A 19,128-nucleotide genomic window follows, 5' to 3' on the forward strand; every position below is an offset into this window, starting at 1 on the left:
AGACGTTGTTTGGTGCTCGTGCCCTAAGCTGTTTGGTTCGGATGATTCCTTGTCCGTGTGAGCGTAATTGGAGTTTTCATGATTAGCTGACTTTGTTGAGTTCTTGACTTGGCTCGTCTGATTCGTCAGTTGGGATACTATCTTCTCTCTCCGAATCTCGTGTAACTGTGTTAAGTCGAGGCTGCGCATTAATTAACTCCTCTAGCTCTTTACCAGTAATATCTGCAGGTACTGGAATAATTCTTTCGTGAATGATTATTTGTGGATCGTTTATAAACATTGGCTCAGGTATGGTTTTAATCTTTTCTACGTATACTGGAACTTCTGTTGGGACTTCGACGATTTTTTCCACTTCCACAGCAACTTCTTTCTCTACGATTTTTTCGATTTCAATGATTCTCTCAACTTCGACTTCTTTTTCGACGATTTTTTCGATTTCAATGATTTTCTCAACTTCAATTTCTTTCTCGACTATATTCTCAACTTCGACGATCTTCTCAATCTCTACTTCAGTTGGAACTTCTATAATCTTTTCAACTTTAACTGTTTTAGTTTTTTTTCGGCGGTGCGCCCAGACTCGAAAGTATCGGATCATTTTCTTGTAAACTAGTTCGCGACGAGATTTTCTTTTTCTTCTTAATTTGAAGCTGTCAGCGAGGTTTTCTAAACTTGTTTTCTTCTTGCGAAGCGTTCTAGAACGAATGTATCGAGTAATGCTTTGCAATAACATATGCCTTACTTTTTTACTTTCTAAACGCTTTTCACGTGCAATTCGATTTTCTTCTGAGTTTAGAGACAAGAATAGGTTTAAGAGGAAGTAAACGGGATAAATTAGCCCGGAGACAAGCATCATGAAAAGATCAAATGGCTTTTCAACGTATACTCCAAATAGAGAAAATATAGATAGAACAGCCTTCTCATACGCTGACTTTTTCAGGATGAATCCAGACTCTGTTCCTGCGAATTCATTCATACTTAAGGTATTCGCTAGTTTTCGTTTATCAATTTCATTTTGAGATGAATCGAGGTCATCTTGAAGCTTAGATAGTCTTTCTTGATTTCGATTTCGTGTTGTGTCGAGATTTTGAACATCATTAGCAATCCGCTTTGATTGACTTTCAAAAGCGAAAACCGACGATTTACAATCAGGAACTGCAGAGCAATCCAGAGCTTTTAAGCGTCTCGCACTTGCTTGGTCGCTCAACTGTTGTATTTGTATGTTTTTTATTGAAATTTGTTCATTGACAGATGCCTGAACGGCTCTAAGTTCTGTAAGTTGTCTTTCATATTTATTAACGTTTTGGCTTAATGTTGCTAAGTACTCTTCATTGTTTGAAGTAAGCTTCTTAGCTTCCTCAACTTTACGGATTTCTTCGGTTGCCAAAGAGTCTAGGTAACTATTTACACCTGAATAACAGAGGAACCAAAATGCAGGGACTAAAGCAAACATTGATACTTTCAGAACTCGACTTGATACGCTCCACTCTCTAATTACCGCTGATGTCCAAGCTAACACTGCGATCTCGGCACAACCAAGTAAGATCCCAAATGGTGATATCGGGATGAAAGGGATCAATGGGTCTGCATGAAATAGCACTTCATAACCCTTAACATTGAACAGGATTATCATGGCTCCCATAACGAATAGCATTATTCTAAGCCATATATGCTCAGGGAACTTTAAGGTGGTAATTGGCATTAATATTTCTCTACAGGAATGTAATTGTCGATATTGTTCGTCTTGAGTATGAGCATTTCATCACGGCCATACTCAAGCATAAATTTGTCATACAGTTCCTTGTTACCATCTACAGTCGTCCAATAAGCTTGATATTCGTTATATACTTTTTCTATGAACTCAGGTGTATCTGCGACACTAGGAAGATAGGGGCGGTGAAATCCTATTTCCGCACCAGATTGAATATGTTTTTTAGTTCCGGCACTGTAAATAAAACCGCAGGTGGAATAACAACGCATATATTTATCAGCATCAGTTTCCCAACCATTCTTTTGTATATATTCACCAATCTGTATTCCCTCATCTAAAACACCACCAGGGCTGTGAAGCATGAACCTCTTCAGTTCAACTCCCTGTTTCTTATAATGATTAACATATGTAATGAATTTTTTGTAAGCCCCCGGAACAATCGGACCTTCACCATATAAATAGGAACCTTTGTCATCTTCACCAATCATGAAGTTTAGATTTTTTGAATGACGTAAAGGATGCTTGTACTTCTCTGGTGAGTAAAACTCAGGGAAAACTAAAGGAGGGCTAGGAGTGATATCTTGTTTTTGAGCTTTTTCTTGTACCTTTTTCTTCTCATCTAAAGGTGGTTCAGAAGCTGCCTGAACTTCTGGAGGCTTTTGTGTTGGTCTGTCAGACTTGGGTTGTTTTAATTCATCAGCCGTAAGTGGCTTCTTCTTTTGTTCGCTTGCTCTGTCATGATTAATGTTTGGTACTTGATTAATTTTTGATGACACTACAGACGAAGCTTTAGTATCGAGACTTGTTGTTTTTGCATCTCTGAGAGGATTAATTTCACTGCTGTCTTTGAGTGGGTTTTTAATATGATCTGCTTTTAAGCTACTCGGAATCATTGCTTTGTTAGTGCATGCGGAGAGTAAAACGCAGAGTATGACTGCAATTGTGCTGATCAATATTTTCATGCAATACAAATCTCTTTAGAGGAGGGGACAATAATTGTACGGATTATAAAGGTCGTCGTCCTTTATTTCAATGATGTTTTCACATAAATACAAATTCCATATCTTTTCACTCTATAATTTTTATCGTGTTTTTATTTTTGGTCGTACCCAATCGGCATTAGTATGTGTGAATAAGATTTTTTTACTTAAAGTAAACATCATTTTGTACGTAAACCACATCCCCTCTTAACACTGTCATCAACACCTGAGTATTGGCTATTTGTCTTGCCGATACTGTAGTGATGTCTCGGTCGAGAATGGCGAAGTCCGCTGATTTTCCAACCTCAATAGAACCTGTTACGTCTTCTATTCCAAGACTTTTGGCTGCATTGAGCGTGTAAGCGTCGATAGCTGTGTAGATATCAGTTAGGCCTGTTTTGCCCATGATTAAGCTATTTGCGATTCCAACTAGAGGGTTGATGTCGTGTACGTTCCAGTCACTGCTCAAGGTGATATTGGCATCAGTCTTAAGTATCGCGTCTAGGTTCATCATGGCTTTGGCACGGCGAGCACCAAGGAAAGCTTCGGCCCATTGGTGTTGATGTTTGGCTACGTAATCAGACCCGACTTGGAAGTCCGCCGAGACATTGAGCTGCTTGAAGCGGGGAACGTCTTCATAATTGATTAACTCAATGTGAGTTAGGGTATAAGGCTTTTGCGAACCTTGTTTACGCACGCTTTCTATCGCATCAAGCGATTCACGAACGGCACCATCACCAATCGCATGAATGTGAGCGCTAAAACCGATTTTATCGAGCGCGGTTAGCCACTCTTTCATCTGTGCTGGTGGAATGTAGTTTAGGCCATTGGGAGACTGTGGCAGATAGGTATCTAAATAGGGCGCGAGTGTTTTTGCTGTGCCATTAATGAAGATGCCATCGCTGTACATTTTTACCTGATCGACCAGTAGCAGACGGCTTTTATCATCGGAATACATCTTCTCGAAGACTTCTAATTGAGAAGGCATAGCCATTGATGGGTAAACCCAAGGGCGCAATGACACGCGAGCAGTCAAATCTTGGTTTTGCTCGGCTTCTAGCCAAACGTCATACCAACCTCGTTTCCAATACATCCGGCCGTCACCAATGGTGGTAATGCCGTGCGCAGCGGCTTCTTCAAGCCCGAACATTAAGCCTTGGTAACTTTGCTCAAAGAGCTTGCTTTGGCTGTTCCACGCCATCTCCATAATTTGGTCACCAGCGTTGTCTAGTAAGATGCCGTTAAGCTTGCCGCTGTCTTGGTCTTTTAAATAAGCGCCACCTTGTGGATCAGGAGATTGTTGGCTGATTCTGGCTATTTTTAAGGCTTTTGAGTTGACCCACATTGAGTGAGAGGTTTGCTCCATAAGCACCACGGGGCGATCAGGGAAGATGCTGTCGATGATCTCAAGTGGTGTGTATTCAGAGTCGCTGTCGAGTGTTGACTCAAGAGAAAAGCCATAACCCATTAGCCAACCTCTGCCATTGGTCTCGGCATTGATTTTACACGCTTCTAAGTAAGGGATTTGCTCTTCTAATGTGGCTTCAGAATCCAGTTCGCAATTGCCACCCAGCTCTGAGGCGGCTTCAAACACATGGTTATGATTATCAATGAACCCCGGCAAAACAAAGGCATTTTCTAAGTCGATGACATCGGTGTTTTTCCCTTGAAAAGCTTTTGCTTGCGAGTTGTCACCGATGAAGATGATCTTGCCTTTATGGGTAACGATCGAGTCTGACTCGCGATGCCCATATATGTCGGCATTGGTAAAGATCTGGTCTGCGGTTAGGCTTTGAGAAAAAGCCGATGGCACAGTGCCTAGGCTAACGAATAATGCAATCCATGCAGTGTGTGGCAAAGTGAGCTTATTGTTCATTATTATTTATTCCATGTTCCACTGTTTAATAAGTATAGAAAGCGAGTGGCCAGTGTGAAACTCTACATGAATGACAGATAAAAGCTGCGACTAATCAATAAATTGTGGCTTGAACAAATCTTCAATCACGACTCCTGTTTTAGGCTCTTACGCAGATCTTTTCTGTATTCGTCATAAGAGTTATAGCCATAGAGTTTCCAAGTGTGATCCCCCTTAATGTTGTGGTTGTAGGTGATCTCGCCTATCCACTGCTGACGTGTGGCAAGAATCATATCGCGAATTTTTAATAATAAAGTGTCCATAGTTGCTCTCCTGATTAAGTTCACCTGAAGTATATTTAGCGGTGACAACCGGATGAGTATCGTTAGTGCAATTTTCAATACTTTTCAGTCAATGTGCTCATCTAAATGGTTTGATGCGTATACTTTCAATATTAAAACGTCACTGAGCATCACAATGAAAGGTTACTTGGAAAAAGTGCCACAACGAATTGGCACATCATGGCGCTATAAGAAAATCGTCGAGAACTGTAAAAGCTATGGTTGGCACCGACATGAAGAGTACGAGATCGCGATTCATCGTCACTTTACTGGCCATAGCTTTATCGGGCATCACCAAAGCGATGTGTTTCACAACCATATGATCTTGGTTGGGCCAGATTTACCTCATGCCATCTATTCGGACGAGAGCACTGATGATTCGCGAATATGTGAAACGCACGTAGTTTGGTTTCGCAAAGATTGGATAGAGCAATTGATAGCGTGCTGTCGAGAGCTCGAACCGCTACGTGTATTGCTAGAAGAATCAAAGAAAGGGCTTCAGTTTTCACCCGCGACTGCAGAGAAAGCGACGGAATTGTTGAATAAGGTGATGAACCAGTCGCCACATCAACAACTGCTTACCTTGTTCTCTTTGTTTGCACTTTTGCTTGAGGATCAAGAGGTAGTGCAGTTGATTAACCCTGTCTTCAACTCGGATGATGAAGATGAAGTCAGCGATAAGTTGGACAAGGTTGAAGCTTTCTTGGTGAACAATTTTAATCACGACATCTCGGTTAATGACTTAGCCAAGCATCTCTACATTAGTGAGAGTAGCGTTAGGCGCTTATTTCAAAAACACTACCACGAGAGTTTTAGTCAAAGGCTAAAGAAAATTAGGCTCAATGTGGCGTGTGATTTATTGATTAATACTTCATTGCCAGTGAATCTGATTTTGGAGAAAGTGGGATACGACAACCAAGCCAACTTTAATCGCCAGTTTAAATCGTATAAGCAGGTGACTCCGACTCAATATCGAATAGCAATGAAACACCATTGATTCATTCACAGACTAAACAATTCACATAAGATTCTGAATAAATTACAGTTAGGTGAACTTTAAAAATGGATTTAACGTATTACCAAGGATGTAAGTTTATGTTTTCACAAGGCTTACTCGCATTACTAATAAAAACAAGCCGAGGTTAGGATGAAAAAAATATTATTGCTGCTTAGTGTGATTCTATTGGGTGGTTGCGTGGGCATGCCTGAAACAGTAAAGCCCGTTCAACAGTTTGAATTGGATCGATACTTAGGAAAATGGTACGAAGTGGCTCGTTTAGACCATTCGTTTGAGCGTGGCTTAGACAACATCAGTGCCGAATACAGCTTGCGTGATGATGGTAGCGTTAAGGTAATTAACCGCGGCTATTCGGCTGAAGATGGCGAATGGAACGAGGCGGAAGGCAAAGCGTATTTTGTGGAAGGCAGCGAACAAGGCTATTTGAAAGTGTCTTTCTTTGGCCCTTTCTACGGCGCTTATGTGGTGTTTGAATTGGATAAAGAGGACTATCAATACGCGTTTGTTTCTGGCCCTGATACTGACTACCTATGGTTACTTTCTCGAACACCAGAGGTTGCTCCAGAAGTGATGGAGAAGTTCAAAGCGATGTCGAAAGAGCGCGGCTTTAATACCGATGAGCTAATTTTTGTTGAGCACAACGATCAACAATAGTGAATGAATCGTTTTTGACGATGATAAGAAAGGGACAGTGAATAAACTCATTTGTCCCTTTTTTTGTTCTGATTTTTTATATTAGCTAGCCTTGTCTGCGAACTTGCAAAACGCTGAGAATTGAAAGCGAGATAAAGAAAGCGGGGTCACTCCAACCAAAGCCAACAAAGATACCAGTGAAAGCCGCATACAGTGTGATGATAGCCCCCAGCATATTGGTGATAACCAGCCCTTGGATGAGCTTTTTGGCGGTAATTCCCGCTTCAATATCTCGCAACAACCAAGTTATGGCTGCGATACCACCAAGAAAGATACTGGTGTGTTGAGATAGAAAGTAAGCGTACTTATCATTAATTTCCACGCCGTACATGGGCCACATCCCCGTTGGTAGAAAAAACAGTGCGATGGCAAACCCTGCGTAAATGATGCCGTGTAGGCTTAAAAACGTTTTATTGTTCATGTTGTATCTCTCTATCTCGTGCCTTTGCTGTTTCTATTTTCATTTCAATCGCTTTGTTTTCATTCAGCGGACGAACGACTTAACTAGTCGTTGATTGGGCCTTGATTAATGGTCGTTAATGGTTGATTAACGTCAAAAATTACACCACGTACTTCGTCGACGCCCATCTGTTTAAGGCGAGCGCTATGCATCGCTAGGTACGTCTCTGCACTGAGTTGGTCTTCAAAAAGATAGACACCACCGCCCAGTTTTTCAGCTTCATTTTCTGTCCAGATTTTCCAGATCATACCCGGTTCGTTGTTAATAGACTTCGCTAGGTCAACGAGTGCGTTCGACATCTCTTCACCAAATGGGCCGCTAAATTCAAAATCGACTTGTAATAATTTCATGGTTATTTCTCCAAACAGTTACTTGGTATTGCGCTGAGACTCATGGTCATTTCGCAAAACATAGGAGGCTTGATTGCCTGTTGAAATAGATATTACCTGTAAAAAACAGACAGAAAAGTTCATAATATAGTTAATAACTGTCAGGATTTTAGACCAATGAGATTAAAGACCACCCTCGACCAATGGCAAACACTCTATGAGATAGACCGGGCTGGCAGCATTCAGGCGGCGGCACTGCAATTGAATAAGAGCCACACCACGCTGATTTATGCGTTGAGAAAATTGGAAGATCAACTGGGCGTGTCTTTGGTTCAGGTTGAAGGTCGTCGGGCGGTACTGTCGGAAGACGGAAAGTCGCTGCTGCGCCGAGCGAGTAGCATGTTGGAACAAGCTCGCGAGCTAGAGTTGATTAGTGAACAGCTAGCGAAAGGTGTTGAGTCTGAAATTGTGGTTGCTGTTGATCACTTGTGCTGCCTTGAGCGTCTTTATCAACCGATGGCTACATTTTTGACGGAGAACAACACCACATCGATACAAGTGATAGAAACATCACTTTCTAAAACAACGGAAATGGTGACTCAAGAACTGGCTGATGTGGCTATCATCAACTTGCCTATTACTAATTACTCAGCCGAAGCCTTTGGTTTTACGATGATGGAACCTGTCGTTGCTTGCTCGCACCCGTTAGCTAGCATGTCATCCATATCGCTTAATCAGCTGTCGTCTCTTCCACAAATTGTGGTGAGAGATTTAGGTGCTCAAGCTAGTCAAGGCAGTAAAAAACAAGGTGAGAAAAAGGATGTAGGGTGGTTGAAGTCGAGTCAGCGTATTACGGTGGATAATTTCGACCATGCGTTTGGCGCGGTAGGGCAGGGTGTGGGCTATTGCCGATTGCCTAAGCACATTGTTGAAAGTCGAGGAAGTGACAAGCTCACTGTGTTGAATGTCGAAAATGGCAGTGGGTATCACGTTCCGCTGCACCTGACTTTGCCAAAAGGAGCCAAGACAGGCCCTGCTGCTAATCGTTTCTATGAACTGCTTCTTGAATCAGCCCAGAATGCGGACTAGGTGCTATGAGAAACCTAGCTATGAGCTATTAACGAGGTTGGTTGCCGTTTAAGAATAGTGCGACACATTCACGCGTGTAGTGAAGTCTTTCATCTTGTGACTCACCGCTATCGTGTCCGAAGAATCCCCAATACGCCGATTTGCCGTGAAACATCAGCAACAGTTGGCGTGCAGCAATGACTGGCGAGCTTGATGTCGACAGTGTGAGATCACCAGATTCTATTTTCGACTGTAGGTAATCGGCGAGTAATTTTGTGGTTTTCTGAGGCCCAGTTTCTAAATAGATTGAGGCGATCTCTGGATGCGTATTCGCTTGGCTAATGGCATTTTGGAAGGTTTGTCTAGATTGCTCATCAAGTAACAAATCCTGAAATTTCACACCAAATTTCACCAACTCATCACCCACCGCTGCATCCATATCAAAGGCAGCAGGACTGAGTTCTCGCTCCGCACACTTGGTTTGCATGCAGGTTTCGAAAAGTTCGTCTTTGTTTTTAAAGTGAGAGTAGACCGTTTGCTTGGAAACGTTCGCTGCTTTGGCTATCTGATCCATATTGATCTTGAAGCCATGTTCAGAGAAAAGTTGGCTTGCTGCGGTTAAGATCTGCGATCTCTTCTGTTCACTCTTGATGATTTTAGTCACGTGCTTGCTTCTCGTTACTTAGTGTTGTCTCGTTACCTAGTTTGTCTCGTTGCTTGGTGCCTGTTGGTGCTCAGTTCTATGTGTCTCGTTTTACGCTAAGCATTATGCTTTTTGTGATGGTTTTATCAATCATTAACGATGAAACTTATTTTTAACATAATCAAACTAGACAGTCTAGTTTGATTTGGTTAGTCTAAAAAAAGAACATAATTGAGTACCGCATAGGAACAGTACGTATGTATAAATTGATGAAGGGAAGCGCAGTGGCAGTGGCGTTGTCGGCTTTTCTTGTTGGATGTGGTGAAAAGGAACAAGCCCAAGAGTCGGTTGATTCAACCGCTGAAACGGCATCGAGCGTCCAAACCATTTTAACCGTGGAAACGATGGCCTTGGCGCTGTCTTCCTCTTATGCAGTACAACGCGAATATGTCGGTGTGGTTAAGGCGGGTCAACAGGCTAATTTAGGTTTCGAACTGGCGGGCAAAGTAAACGAGATTCTGGTGGATGTCGGTGACACAGTCACAACGGGTCAGCCGTTGATTCGATTGGATACCCAACTTTTGGAAACTGAATCTAGTCAGTTGAAAGCTCAAGCTGAAGAAGTCAAAGCTCAGTTGAGCCTTGTTGCAGCGAACCTTAAACGTCAGCGTTCATTGAAAGCTAAAGGCTTCAGTGCTGAGGCGGAAATTGACTCGCTGACTAGTGAGCAACGCGTATTGCAGGCTAACTTGCTGCGTATTGGTGCCTCCGTAAAAGGCAATCAATTGAAGCTAGTGAAATCGACAATTCTTGCGCCTTATTCGGGCACTATTGCAACGCGTTTTGTCTCTTTGGGAGATGTAGTGAATGTGGGTAATCCAACTCTTACACTGCTTGCTTCTGAAGGGAAAGAAGCCTTTATCGGAATCCCTGCTCATCAAATGCAAAAAGTGACCTCGCTTTCTGCGCCAAGCATTCGTGTCGGGCAAGATGAATTCGCTGTGAGCCTGTTGAATCCGGGCGCAATGGTTGATACTCGCTCTCGAAGTGTCGGCTTACGTTATCTTTTCCCTGAGCAAGCGTCTGTTTTAGAAGGTCAACTTGCTTACCTTAAGTTTGACGAGCAAATCGATGACCAAGGTTACTGGGTGCCATTAACGGGTTTGATTGATGGGTTACGCGGTGTGTGGAACATCTTTGTGATTGGTGAAGATAACAAGGTCGAACGTCGAAGCGTGCAGGTGTTGTTTGCCAACAATCAACAAGCGTACGTGAGTGGGGCGATTGAAGACGGTGAACAAGTGATTGCCAGTGGCTTACATCGTTTAGTTCCCGGACAAACCGTGAAGCCAGCAAGCGTTACTGCTGAATAGGAAATAGCATGAAAATCATAGAGACTATTTCCAACACTCGACTGCTTATCTTAATGACCGCACTGCTGATGGTGAGTGGTATTTCTGCGTTCATGACGTTGCCGCGTGCAGAAGATCCGGTGATCATCAACCGTTACGCGAACATTACTACCAGTTTCCCCGGAGCCAGTGCCGAGCGTGTTGAAACCTTGGTAACAGAAGTTATCGAGAACAAGCTCCGCGAGTTAAGTGAGGTTAAACTCGTGAGCTCGACGTCAAGGCCGGGCGTGTCTATTGTCACCTTAGAATTGAATGACACCATCACCGAGCCAGAACCCGTCTGGTCTCAAGCTCGTGACAAGCTATCTGACATCGAATCCATTTTGCCTGCGGGCTCTCATTCTCCCGATCTCGACAGTGACCACACCTATGCTTTCACGACCATCGCATCTCTAACTTGGTCTGGTTCAGGCGAGCCTGACCGATTAACGCTGGGTCGTTATGCCAAAGAACTCGCTAAGCGATTACGAACTTTATCGGGCACTGAATTCGTTGATGAATACGGGATGCCACAAGAAGAGATTCAAATCAGCTTGCGTACTGCCGATGCAGCGGCGTTAGGGCGCTCAAGTGCCAATATTGCTGAGTCGCTAGAAGGGGCAGACGCCAAGAACTCCGCCGGTGAGTTAGTGAGTGCTTATTCTCGCTTTGGCTTAGAAATTAAATCTGAACTCGATTCTATTGAACGCATTAAGCAAGTGCCAATAGCCACTGATAGCAATGGTCACATCATCCGTATGGAAGACATTGCTTCTGTGAAACGTGGTGAGAAAACCCCGCAAGATCAGATTGCCATTATTGATGGTAAGCCGGGTGTGATTGTCGCGGCAAGAATGCATCCTGATCTGCGAGTCGATAACTGGACGTCGCGAGCCAACGCGCTCATCAGTCGATTTGAGCAAGAGTTGCCGAGCAATATTCAGGTCAACGTGCTTTTCAATCAGCAAGGCTATACCGAAACACGCTTGGACGATCTGGGCAAAAGTTTGATGATCGGTTTCGTGCTGATCTTGATTGTGTTGTTTGTCACTTTAGGCGTGCGTGCCGCGATCTTAGTGGCGATTTCTCTGCCGTTAACCTCATTACTGACCTTGTCGATCATGAAAATGACCGGTGTGCCGATTAACCAAATGTCGGTCACTGGCCTAATTGTGGCGCTCGGAATCATGGTCGATAACGCGGTGGTAATGGTCGATACCATTCAAGCTTATCGCCTGAAAGGGCAGCAGCGAGCCGAAGCGACCATGAATGCGTTGAAGCACTTGTGGGTTCCGTTACTGGGTTCGACACTCACTACTGTCCTAGCCTTTGCACCGATCATTCTGATGCCTGGCGCATCGGGTGAGTTCGTCGGTGGTATTGCGATTACCGTTTCTTTCTCGTTGATCGGTTCTTACATCATCTCGCACACCTTGATTGCAGGCTTGGCGACCAAGCTACTGCCGAAACAGCTCAGTGATGTTGATAAGAAAGGTCAGCACCATTGGTACATGACAGGCTTGAGAATTCCGGCTTTGACGCGTTGGTTCTCGTCTTCTGTTCGCTTTGGTGTCACGCATCCAATTATCACGATTGCTTTGGTATTGCTGGTACCGTTTACTGGTTATTGGGGTATGTCTCAGCTGACTGAACAATTCTTCCCGCCATCAGATAGAGACATGTTTGAGATTCAGGTGTACATGCCCCCTCAAGCAAGCATTTATGCGACCAAGAATACCTCTGAGAAAATCGACGACATCATTCATCGTTACCCCGAAGTAGAGCGTATTGATTGGCTGGTGGGCGCAAATTTCCCATCGTTTTATTACAACCTACAAGCGAGACAAAATAACGCGCCTTATTTCTCGCAAGCCATGGTGAAAACAGAGAACTTTGACCAAGCCAATGCGCTAATTCCTGAACTTCAAAAGGTGCTAGATAAAGAAGTACCACAGGCGCAGATCTTGGTACGAAAGCTTAATCAAGGGCCTCCATTTACCGCGCCAGTAGAACTGCGTGTGTATGGTGAAAACCTCGATACCTTAAAAGTGATTGGTGAGGATGTGCGCTTGATTCTGGCAGGTGTTCCTCATGTCACGCACACAAGGGAAACACTGCAACCGGGTACGCCGAAGGTGTGGTTGAAGGTCGATGAAGACACCGCGAAACTCAACGGTATTTCACTCAATCAGTTCGCAGGCATGTTGCAAACCACGCTGACAGGTCGTGAAAGTGGCTCTGTGATTGAGGGCAGTGAATCGGTGCCAATCCGTGTTCGAGTTGCGGATGACGCGCGTGAAAACTTAGCACATCTGAGTAATATTCGCTTGCCGATAAGCTCTGAGGTGTACTCAACTGGCATCAATGTGTCGACTCTGGCTGAGCTTGAACTGACGACTAGTCGTGGTGCGATTACTCGTCGTAACGGGCAGCGTGTGAATACCATCGAGGGTTACATTGAAGCGGGTGTTTTACCTCAAACCGTGCTTAATGAATTCCAAAAACGCCTTGCAGACTATGAGATGCCATCGGGTTACACCATTGGTTTTGGTGGCGAATCCGCTGAACGAGACAATTCAGTCAACAGCCTTATCTCGAATGTCGCCGTTGTAGTGGTATTGATGGTGTTGGTGGTGGTGATGTCGTTCAACTCATTCCGAATGAGTAGCATCATCTTCATGGTAGCAGGGTTGGCTGGTGGCCTAGGTTTGCTGTCGGTATGGATCTTCGGTTATCCATTTGGCTTTACGGTGATCATCGCGATGCTCGGGATTGCGGGCTTAGCGATTAACGCTGCCATTGTGATTCTGACGGAATTGAAACTCGATGAACAAGCTTCATCAGGCAATGTGGATGCGGTGGTAGAAGCTGTGATGTCGTGTACTCGTCATATCAGTTCGACAACGATTACGACGGTTGGCGGCTTTATGCCACTGATCATTGCTGGTGGTGGCTTCTGGCCTCCGTTCGCGGTCGCGATTGTTGGCGGAACCGTGTTAACCACGCTTATTTCTTTCTACTTTGTGCCTGTGGTTTATCACTTAATGACTAAAAATCAGCGCAAGAAAGTCGTCACAGCTACAGCATAATCCCTTCTTAATGTTCATTACTCCTCTCCTTTGAGGGGAGTAATACCCATTTAAAACAGGTCAAAATACTCATCAAATCGGCTTTTCAGGTCGATCTTTGCCACTATTCTTCGGCACCTAACTGGCATTATTATCAATGAAAAGCAGTGTGTTATTCGAATATCTAATGGGTTGCTATCTCCAGTGATGTCTTTTGTAAATACCTTTGAAATCGTATGTGAATTCATAAACTTGATGGCTGTCGCACTTTGTTTAATTCGCTCTTTCTAATGTAATCAAACATTGTTGTTTCTACTGCTTGTTTACTTTTCTCTCCTCCGTTTGCCCTTAATCCTTTTCCGAACATGGCTCAACTCGTGTGGCACGCCTATGTCGTGCGTCTGAATTGCGTCAATTTTCCATATCTCACTTTCATAACTGGAAGGTTAGTTTCCAAGTTTGTTTGGTGAGCTTTCAATTTCAACTCCTCATAATGCGCCAAATGTAACAATGTGTTTCAAAGTGCAACAATTAAGTCATATTTTTTGTGTGGTTTTAACCGTGCGGCAATGTTTCGACTGCGCAGCACTGCCGCTTTAACTTGGCAGTTCAACTGTTCAACTGTCGACTGTTCAAGATCGTGGCTAATTCCGTTTCGCTTTGAGATGCGTCGTTTCACATGCTCAACACATAAATATTCTAATGACCATGACAACCAGTACTCGGGCGTTCGTTCTGAGGCTGGATAACCATCGAGAAAGTTAATGGAAGCTTCAAGATATAAACGCATTTTATCGAGAGCAAATCTGTCGAGGATTGGTTTGGTGGGAACCGTTCTGATGCTCGAAGGATGTAACTCCGCATTGCTCGACCCAAAAGGTAGCGTTGGCGTTCAGGAAAAGGAGCTGATTATTACGGCTCTGTTGCTGATGCTGATTGTCGTCATCCCCGTGATTCTGATGACCATCTACTTTGCTTATAGATACCGTGAAAGCAACACCACAGAAGAGTATGCACCTGACTGGGCGCACTCAACCAAGATTGAAATAGTGGTATGGACGATTCCAATCATCATTATTGCGATTCTGGCCACCATCACTTGGCGAACAACACACGAACTGGAGCCCTCCAAACCTCTGGAAAGTGATGTGCAACCTATGGTGATCGAAGTGGTCTCTCTGGACTGGAAATGGCTGTTCATCTATCCGGAGCAAAACATTGCGACGGTTAACTATGTTGCGTTCCCGAAAGATGTACCGGTGACGTTTAAGCTGACTTCAGACAACATCATGAATGCGTTCTTTATCCCGCGTCTTGGTTCGCAGATCTACGCGATGCCGGGAATGGTGACCAAGCTGAACTTGATTGCTAATCATGAAGGTGACTTCAAAGGTTTTGCATCGAACTACAGTGGTAAAGGGTTCTCTCAAATGAAATTCACCGCATCAGCAATGCCCGACCAAGTGGCGTTTCTAAACTGGGTGGAAAAAGTGAAAGCTAGCCCAGACCGTATTGAAGATTGGGAGCAGTTCCGTTCATTGGCTGCGCCAAGTGTTGCTGAACCTGTGACTTTCTTCTCCAGTATCCCACCATTTTTATTCACTGATGTCGTGACCCAGCACCCTGGTTCAATGAACTGTTTGCCGGAAACCCAAGGATAATCGTCATGTTTGGAAGATTAACTCTAGACTCAATTCCCTACCACGAACCCATTATTTTGTTCACGTTAACCATGATCGCTTTAGTGGGTGGTTTAGTGGTGTATGCGGTAACAAAAGCCGGTAAGTGGCAATACCTTTGGAATGAATGGTTTACTTCTGTAGACCACAAAAAATTGGGCTTCATGTACATTGCTGTGGCAATGGTGATGTTAGTTCGTGGCTTTGCCGATGCGGTCATGATGCGTAGTCAGCAATTGCTTTCTGCAGCTGGTGAGACGGGCTATTTACCGCCACATCACTACGACCAGATCTTTACCGCTCACGGCGTGATCATGATTTTCTTCGTTGCGATGCCTTTAGTTATCGGTTTGATGAACATCATCGTGCCGCTGCAAATCGGTGCTCGTGATGTTGCATTCCCTTATCTGAATAACCTAAGTTTCTGGCTGTTTGTGGTGGGTATCATCCTAACCAACATGTCATTGGGCTTAGGTGAATTTGGCCGTACGGGTTGGTTGGCGTATCCGCCGCTTTCTGGCATTGAGGCAAGTCCGGGAGTCGGGGTCGATTATTGGATATGGGCGCTGCAAATATCCGGTGTGGGTACCACATTAACGGGTGTGAACTTCTTCGCGACTATTTTGCGCATGCGTACTCCGTCTATGCCAATGATGAAGATGCCAGTATTCACGTGGGCGTCTCTGTGTGCCAACATCCTGATCATCATCTCTTTCCCTATCTTAACGGTTACTATCGCGCTACTGACGTTGGATAGATACATCGGCACACACTTCTTCACCAACGACCTTGGTGGCAACGTGATGATGTATGTGAACCTGATTTGGGCATGGGGACACCCTGAGGTGTACATCCTGATTTTGCCTATCTTCGGTGTGTTCTCTGAAGTGACTGCAACCTTCTCACGTAAAAAGCTGTTTGGTTATACCTCGCTGGTATGGGCGACGGTGGCGATCACTATTTTAGCGTTTGTGGTTTGGCTACATCACTTCTTCACCATGGGTTCTGGCGCTAATGTGAATGCCTTCTTCGGCATCGCGACCATGATTATCTCTATCCCAACCGGGGTTAAGATCTTCAACTGGCTATTCACCATGTACAAAGGTCGTATCCGCTTCACCACGCCAATGATGTGGACAGTGGGCTTCCTAATCACCTTTACCGTAGGTGGTATGACGGGCGTATTGATGGCAGTACCGGGCGCAGATTTCATTCTGCATAACTCAGTATTCCTGATTGCTCACTTCCACAACGTAATCATCGGTGGTGTTGTCTTCGGTTGTTTTGCTGCGATTGGTTACTGGTTCCCGAAAGCGACTGGTTTCACTCTGAACGAGCTGTGGGGCAAACGCGCATTCTACTGCTGGATCATCGGTTTCTTGATGGCGTTCTTGCCGCTTTACGCTCTGGGCTTTATGGGCATGACGCGTCGTTTGAGCCAAGACATCAACCCTGAATTCTTCCCTCTACTGGCGGTTGCGGCTGCAGGTACAGGCGTAATTGCGATGGGTGTAGTGTGTCAGTTCGTTCAGATTTACGTGAGTGTTCGTGACCGCGACCAAAACCGAGATCTAACCGGTGACCCATGGGGTGGACGTACATTTGAATGGGCAACGTCTTCACCACCGCCGTTCTACAACTTTGCAAAATTGCCTAAGGGCGATGAGATCGATTCGTTCTGGTATCAAAAGCAAAGTGGTGAGTTTGACCCAACTCAGGAAGAAGAATACGAACGTATTCACATGCCTAAGAACACACCGACAGGTATCTATGTTTCTGCATGGGCGTTGGCATTTGGCTTCGCGATGATCTGGTACATCTGGTGGTTAGCAGCAGCAAGCTTAGTGGGCATCGTGGTGACGTGTATTCAACATAGCTACAACGACGATGTGGACTACTACGTGGAAGTTGAAGAGATCAAAGCGATTGAAGCGGCTCGACGTGCACAGCTTGAAGAAGCGAAGAAACAGTCAGTGAAAGGCGACCATTCTGGTCGTGGTAACAGTGCTGACAGTGATAACAACGACAATAAAGATGATTTGGAGACGACGTATGCAAGCTAATACTCCGTCACACACTTATGATCTTGCACACTCGCATGATCATCACCACGAAGCTGCGGGCAATAAGTTGTTTGGCTTCTGGGTTTACTTGATGAGTGACTGTGTCCTGTTTGCCACGCTTTTCGCGACTTATGCCGTGCTTGAGAGTGGATCTATCGCAGGTCCGACAGGCAAAGATATCTTTGAACTGCCGTTCGTGTTTGTCGAAACCATGATGCTGTTGTTCAGTAGTATCACCTTTGGCTTTGGCATGATTGCGATGAAGCGCAAAGACGTGACCGGACTGAAGCGATGGATAAAAGTCACTTTCGTATTGGGTTTAGCCTTTATCTGTATGGAAGTGTATGAGTTTCATCACTTGATTGCAGAAGGCTATGGCCCTCAAGAAAGCGCATTCCTTTCTGCGTTCTTTACCTTGGTCGGCACACACGGTTTGCACGTAACGTTCGGTCTTATCTGGATGGCGGTGGCGTATCACCAGCTTTCAACCAAAGGCTTGAACGACAACATGTCGATGCGTTTCCAGTGCTTAAGCCTGTTCTGGCATTTCCTTGATATCGTTTGGATTTGCGTATTTACCATCGTGTACTTAATGGGGGTGATGTAATGGAACAGCATCTAGACAGCGGTGCAACGGATTATGTGAAAGGCTTTATTGCGTCACTAATTCTGACCATTATTCCGTTCTACATTGTGTGGTCACATGCGTTGCCAAGCACTGAAACTTACGTGATCTTGTTCGGCTGTGCGCTGGTACAAATCTTTGTGCACTTTAAGTACTTCTTACACATGGAAGCGAAATCCTCTGATGGGCGTTGGAACTTGGTGTCACTGATGTTTACCGCCATTGTTGTATTGATTCTTATCGCTGGCTCGGTGTGGATCATCTACAACATGAACGTAAACATGAAGTTGTAGGCTAGGGTATGCTGAAAAGTTATTTGTCTATCACCAAACCGGGCATCATTTTCGGCAACCTGATTTCTGTTGCGGCGGGGTTCTTCCTCGCCGCAAAAACAGAACCAGCCAGTGCGATGTTGTTATTGACGACGTTAGCGGGTGTAGGGCTTGTGATTGCATCAGGTTGTGTGGTGAATAACATCTTTGATCGAGATATCGACCAGAAAATGAAACGTACCCAGAACCGCGAATTGGTTCAGGGCAACATCAACACAGACGTGGCATTTATCTATGCATTGGTCATGTTGTTGGCAGGTACGGCGTTGCTGTTTCAATTTGTTAATCCGATGTCTGCGGTTGTGGTGTTGCTTGGCTATGTGTTTTACGTCTTTTTCTACACCATGTGGTACAAGCGTAATTCGGTTTACGGCACCTTAGTTGGCAGTATCTCTGGCGCGGTTCCTCCATTGGTTGGCTACCTTGGCGTGACTAACTACCTGAGCTTAGAAGCCGTTCTATTGTTCATCATGTTCTGTTTATGGCAGATGCCACACTCGTATGCGATCGCGATGTTCCGCATTCAAGACTACCGCGATGCAGGTATACCTGTGTTACCGGTGAAAGAGGGTGTAGATAAAGCACATCAGCACATGAAAGCGTATGTGGTGGCGTTTGGAGCAGTTGCTCTGGGGTTATTTTTACTCGGAGAGGCAGGTTATGAATACCTAGCCGTGTCGGCAGCCGTTTGCTTTATGTGGACCAAAGTGACATTCCGTAAGGTTGATTGCGCCAACTACATCCAGTGGTCAAAGACGGTCTTTAAAGTCTCTTTGCTGGTGGTGATGAGCATCAGTGGTGTACTCGGTTTAGAGCTGATTCCTTTGCACTTTCTGTAAGCCCATATAAATAATAAAGGTAACGTGGGATACCCC

General features: G+C 44.7%; 17 protein-coding genes. 10 read left to right on the top strand and 7 right to left on the bottom strand.

The features are described 5' to 3' along the window. Positions 1-82 precede the first annotated feature (82 nt). The 4 genes from AC3CH4_RS04825 to AC3CH4_RS04840 form a co-directional block, all read right to left on the bottom strand. Positions 83-1,699, bottom strand: coding sequence for a hypothetical protein (locus AC3CH4_RS04825; protein ID WP_488543397.1), 1,617 nt, complete (start codon positions 1,697-1,699; stop codon positions 83-85). After that, positions 1,699-2,670 (bottom strand): hypothetical protein, encoded by a 972-nt coding sequence (locus AC3CH4_RS04830; RefSeq protein ID WP_488543398.1) that lies wholly within the window; start codon positions 2,668-2,670, stop codon positions 1,699-1,701. Before AC3CH4_RS04830 ends, AC3CH4_RS04825 begins: the two co-directional genes overlap by 1 nt. A 181-nt stretch (positions 2,671-2,851) precedes the next feature. Beyond that, positions 2,852-4,564: an amidohydrolase gene (locus tag AC3CH4_RS04835; protein ID WP_488543399.1), complete on the bottom strand. Its 1,713-nt coding sequence runs from the start codon at positions 4,562-4,564 to the stop codon at positions 2,852-2,854. A 125-nt stretch (positions 4,565-4,689) separates the two neighbouring features. Next, complete coding sequence (locus AC3CH4_RS04840) at positions 4,690-4,866, bottom strand: hypothetical protein (protein ID WP_167409356.1); 177 nt, start codon at positions 4,864-4,866, stop codon at positions 4,690-4,692. A gap of 52 nt (positions 4,867-4,918) precedes the next feature. On the opposite strand from AC3CH4_RS04840, the gene AC3CH4_RS04845 reads away from it, so the two are divergent. Further along, a complete protein-coding gene (locus tag AC3CH4_RS04845; RefSeq protein ID WP_488543400.1) occupies positions 4,919-5,881 on the top strand; it encodes a helix-turn-helix transcriptional regulator in 963 nt (320 codons plus the stop codon). Positions 5,882-6,031: 150 nt separating this feature from the next. Further along, positions 6,032-6,556, top strand: a complete 525-nt coding sequence (locus AC3CH4_RS04850; RefSeq protein WP_488543401.1) for a lipocalin family protein — start codon at positions 6,032-6,034, stop codon at positions 6,554-6,556. An 85-nt stretch (positions 6,557-6,641) separates the two neighbouring features. Here the strand turns inward: AC3CH4_RS04850 and AC3CH4_RS04855 are convergent, their stop codons facing one another. Both AC3CH4_RS04855 and AC3CH4_RS04860 read right to left on the bottom strand, forming a co-directional pair. Next, positions 6,642-7,016 carry a hypothetical protein gene (locus tag AC3CH4_RS04855; protein ID WP_488543402.1) on the bottom strand — a complete coding sequence of 125 codons (375 nt, stop codon included), beginning with the start codon at positions 7,014-7,016 and terminating at the stop codon, positions 6,642-6,644. An 83-nt stretch (positions 7,017-7,099) separates the two neighbouring features. Further along, on the bottom strand, positions 7,100-7,405 hold the full coding sequence (locus AC3CH4_RS04860; protein WP_054546705.1) for a monooxygenase: 306 nt from the start codon (positions 7,403-7,405) through the stop codon (positions 7,100-7,102). A 156-nt stretch (positions 7,406-7,561) separates the two neighbouring features. On the opposite strand from AC3CH4_RS04860, the gene AC3CH4_RS04865 reads away from it, so the two are divergent. Then, entirely contained in the window at positions 7,562-8,473 is a 912-nt protein-coding gene (locus AC3CH4_RS04865; protein WP_016791090.1) for a LysR family transcriptional regulator, read from the top strand. 28 nt (positions 8,474-8,501) lie between these two features. Here AC3CH4_RS04865 and AC3CH4_RS04870 read toward each other — a convergent pair whose 3' ends face one another. Further along, positions 8,502-9,116, bottom strand: a complete 615-nt coding sequence (locus AC3CH4_RS04870) for a TetR/AcrR family transcriptional regulator (RefSeq protein WP_016791089.1) — start codon at positions 9,114-9,116, stop codon at positions 8,502-8,504. Between the two features lie 236 nt (positions 9,117-9,352). Here AC3CH4_RS04870 and AC3CH4_RS04875 point away from each other — a divergent pair, with 236 nt between their 5' ends. The 7 genes from AC3CH4_RS04875 (at position 9,353) to cyoE (ending at position 19,092) form a co-directional block, all read left to right on the top strand. Beyond that, positions 9,353-10,468, top strand: a complete 1,116-nt coding sequence (locus AC3CH4_RS04875) for an efflux RND transporter periplasmic adaptor subunit (RefSeq protein ID WP_488543403.1) — start codon at positions 9,353-9,355, stop codon at positions 10,466-10,468. Between the two features lie 8 nt (positions 10,469-10,476). Next, a complete protein-coding gene (locus AC3CH4_RS04880; protein ID WP_488543404.1) occupies positions 10,477-13,575 on the top strand; it encodes an efflux RND transporter permease subunit in 3,099 nt (1,032 codons plus the stop codon). A gap of 743 nt (positions 13,576-14,318) precedes the next feature. Next, positions 14,319-15,215, top strand: a complete 897-nt coding sequence (cyoA, locus tag AC3CH4_RS04885; RefSeq protein WP_372018477.1) for a ubiquinol oxidase subunit II — start codon at positions 14,319-14,321, stop codon at positions 15,213-15,215. A gap of 5 nt (positions 15,216-15,220) precedes the next feature. Continuing rightward, complete coding sequence (gene cyoB / locus AC3CH4_RS04890; RefSeq protein ID WP_065112135.1) at positions 15,221-17,296, top strand: cytochrome o ubiquinol oxidase subunit I; 2,076 nt, start codon at positions 15,221-15,223, stop codon at positions 17,294-17,296. Then, entirely contained in the window at positions 17,268-17,903 is a 636-nt protein-coding gene (gene cyoC / locus AC3CH4_RS04895; protein WP_076671315.1) for a cytochrome o ubiquinol oxidase subunit III, read from the top strand. The genes cyoB and cyoC overlap by 29 nt, the downstream gene beginning before the upstream one ends. Continuing rightward, on the top strand, positions 17,903-18,214 hold the full coding sequence (cyoD, locus tag AC3CH4_RS04900; RefSeq protein ID WP_010439794.1) for a cytochrome o ubiquinol oxidase subunit IV: 312 nt from the start codon (positions 17,903-17,905) through the stop codon (positions 18,212-18,214). Before cyoC ends, cyoD begins: the two co-directional genes overlap by 1 nt. A gap of 8 nt (positions 18,215-18,222) precedes the next feature. After that, positions 18,223-19,092: a heme o synthase gene (gene cyoE / locus AC3CH4_RS04905; RefSeq protein WP_488543405.1), complete on the top strand. Its 870-nt coding sequence runs from the start codon at positions 18,223-18,225 to the stop codon at positions 19,090-19,092. The last annotated feature ends 36 nt before the right edge of the window (positions 19,093-19,128 follow it).

Source organism: Vibrio sp. QJM3NY_26 (genome assembly GCF_057786005.1).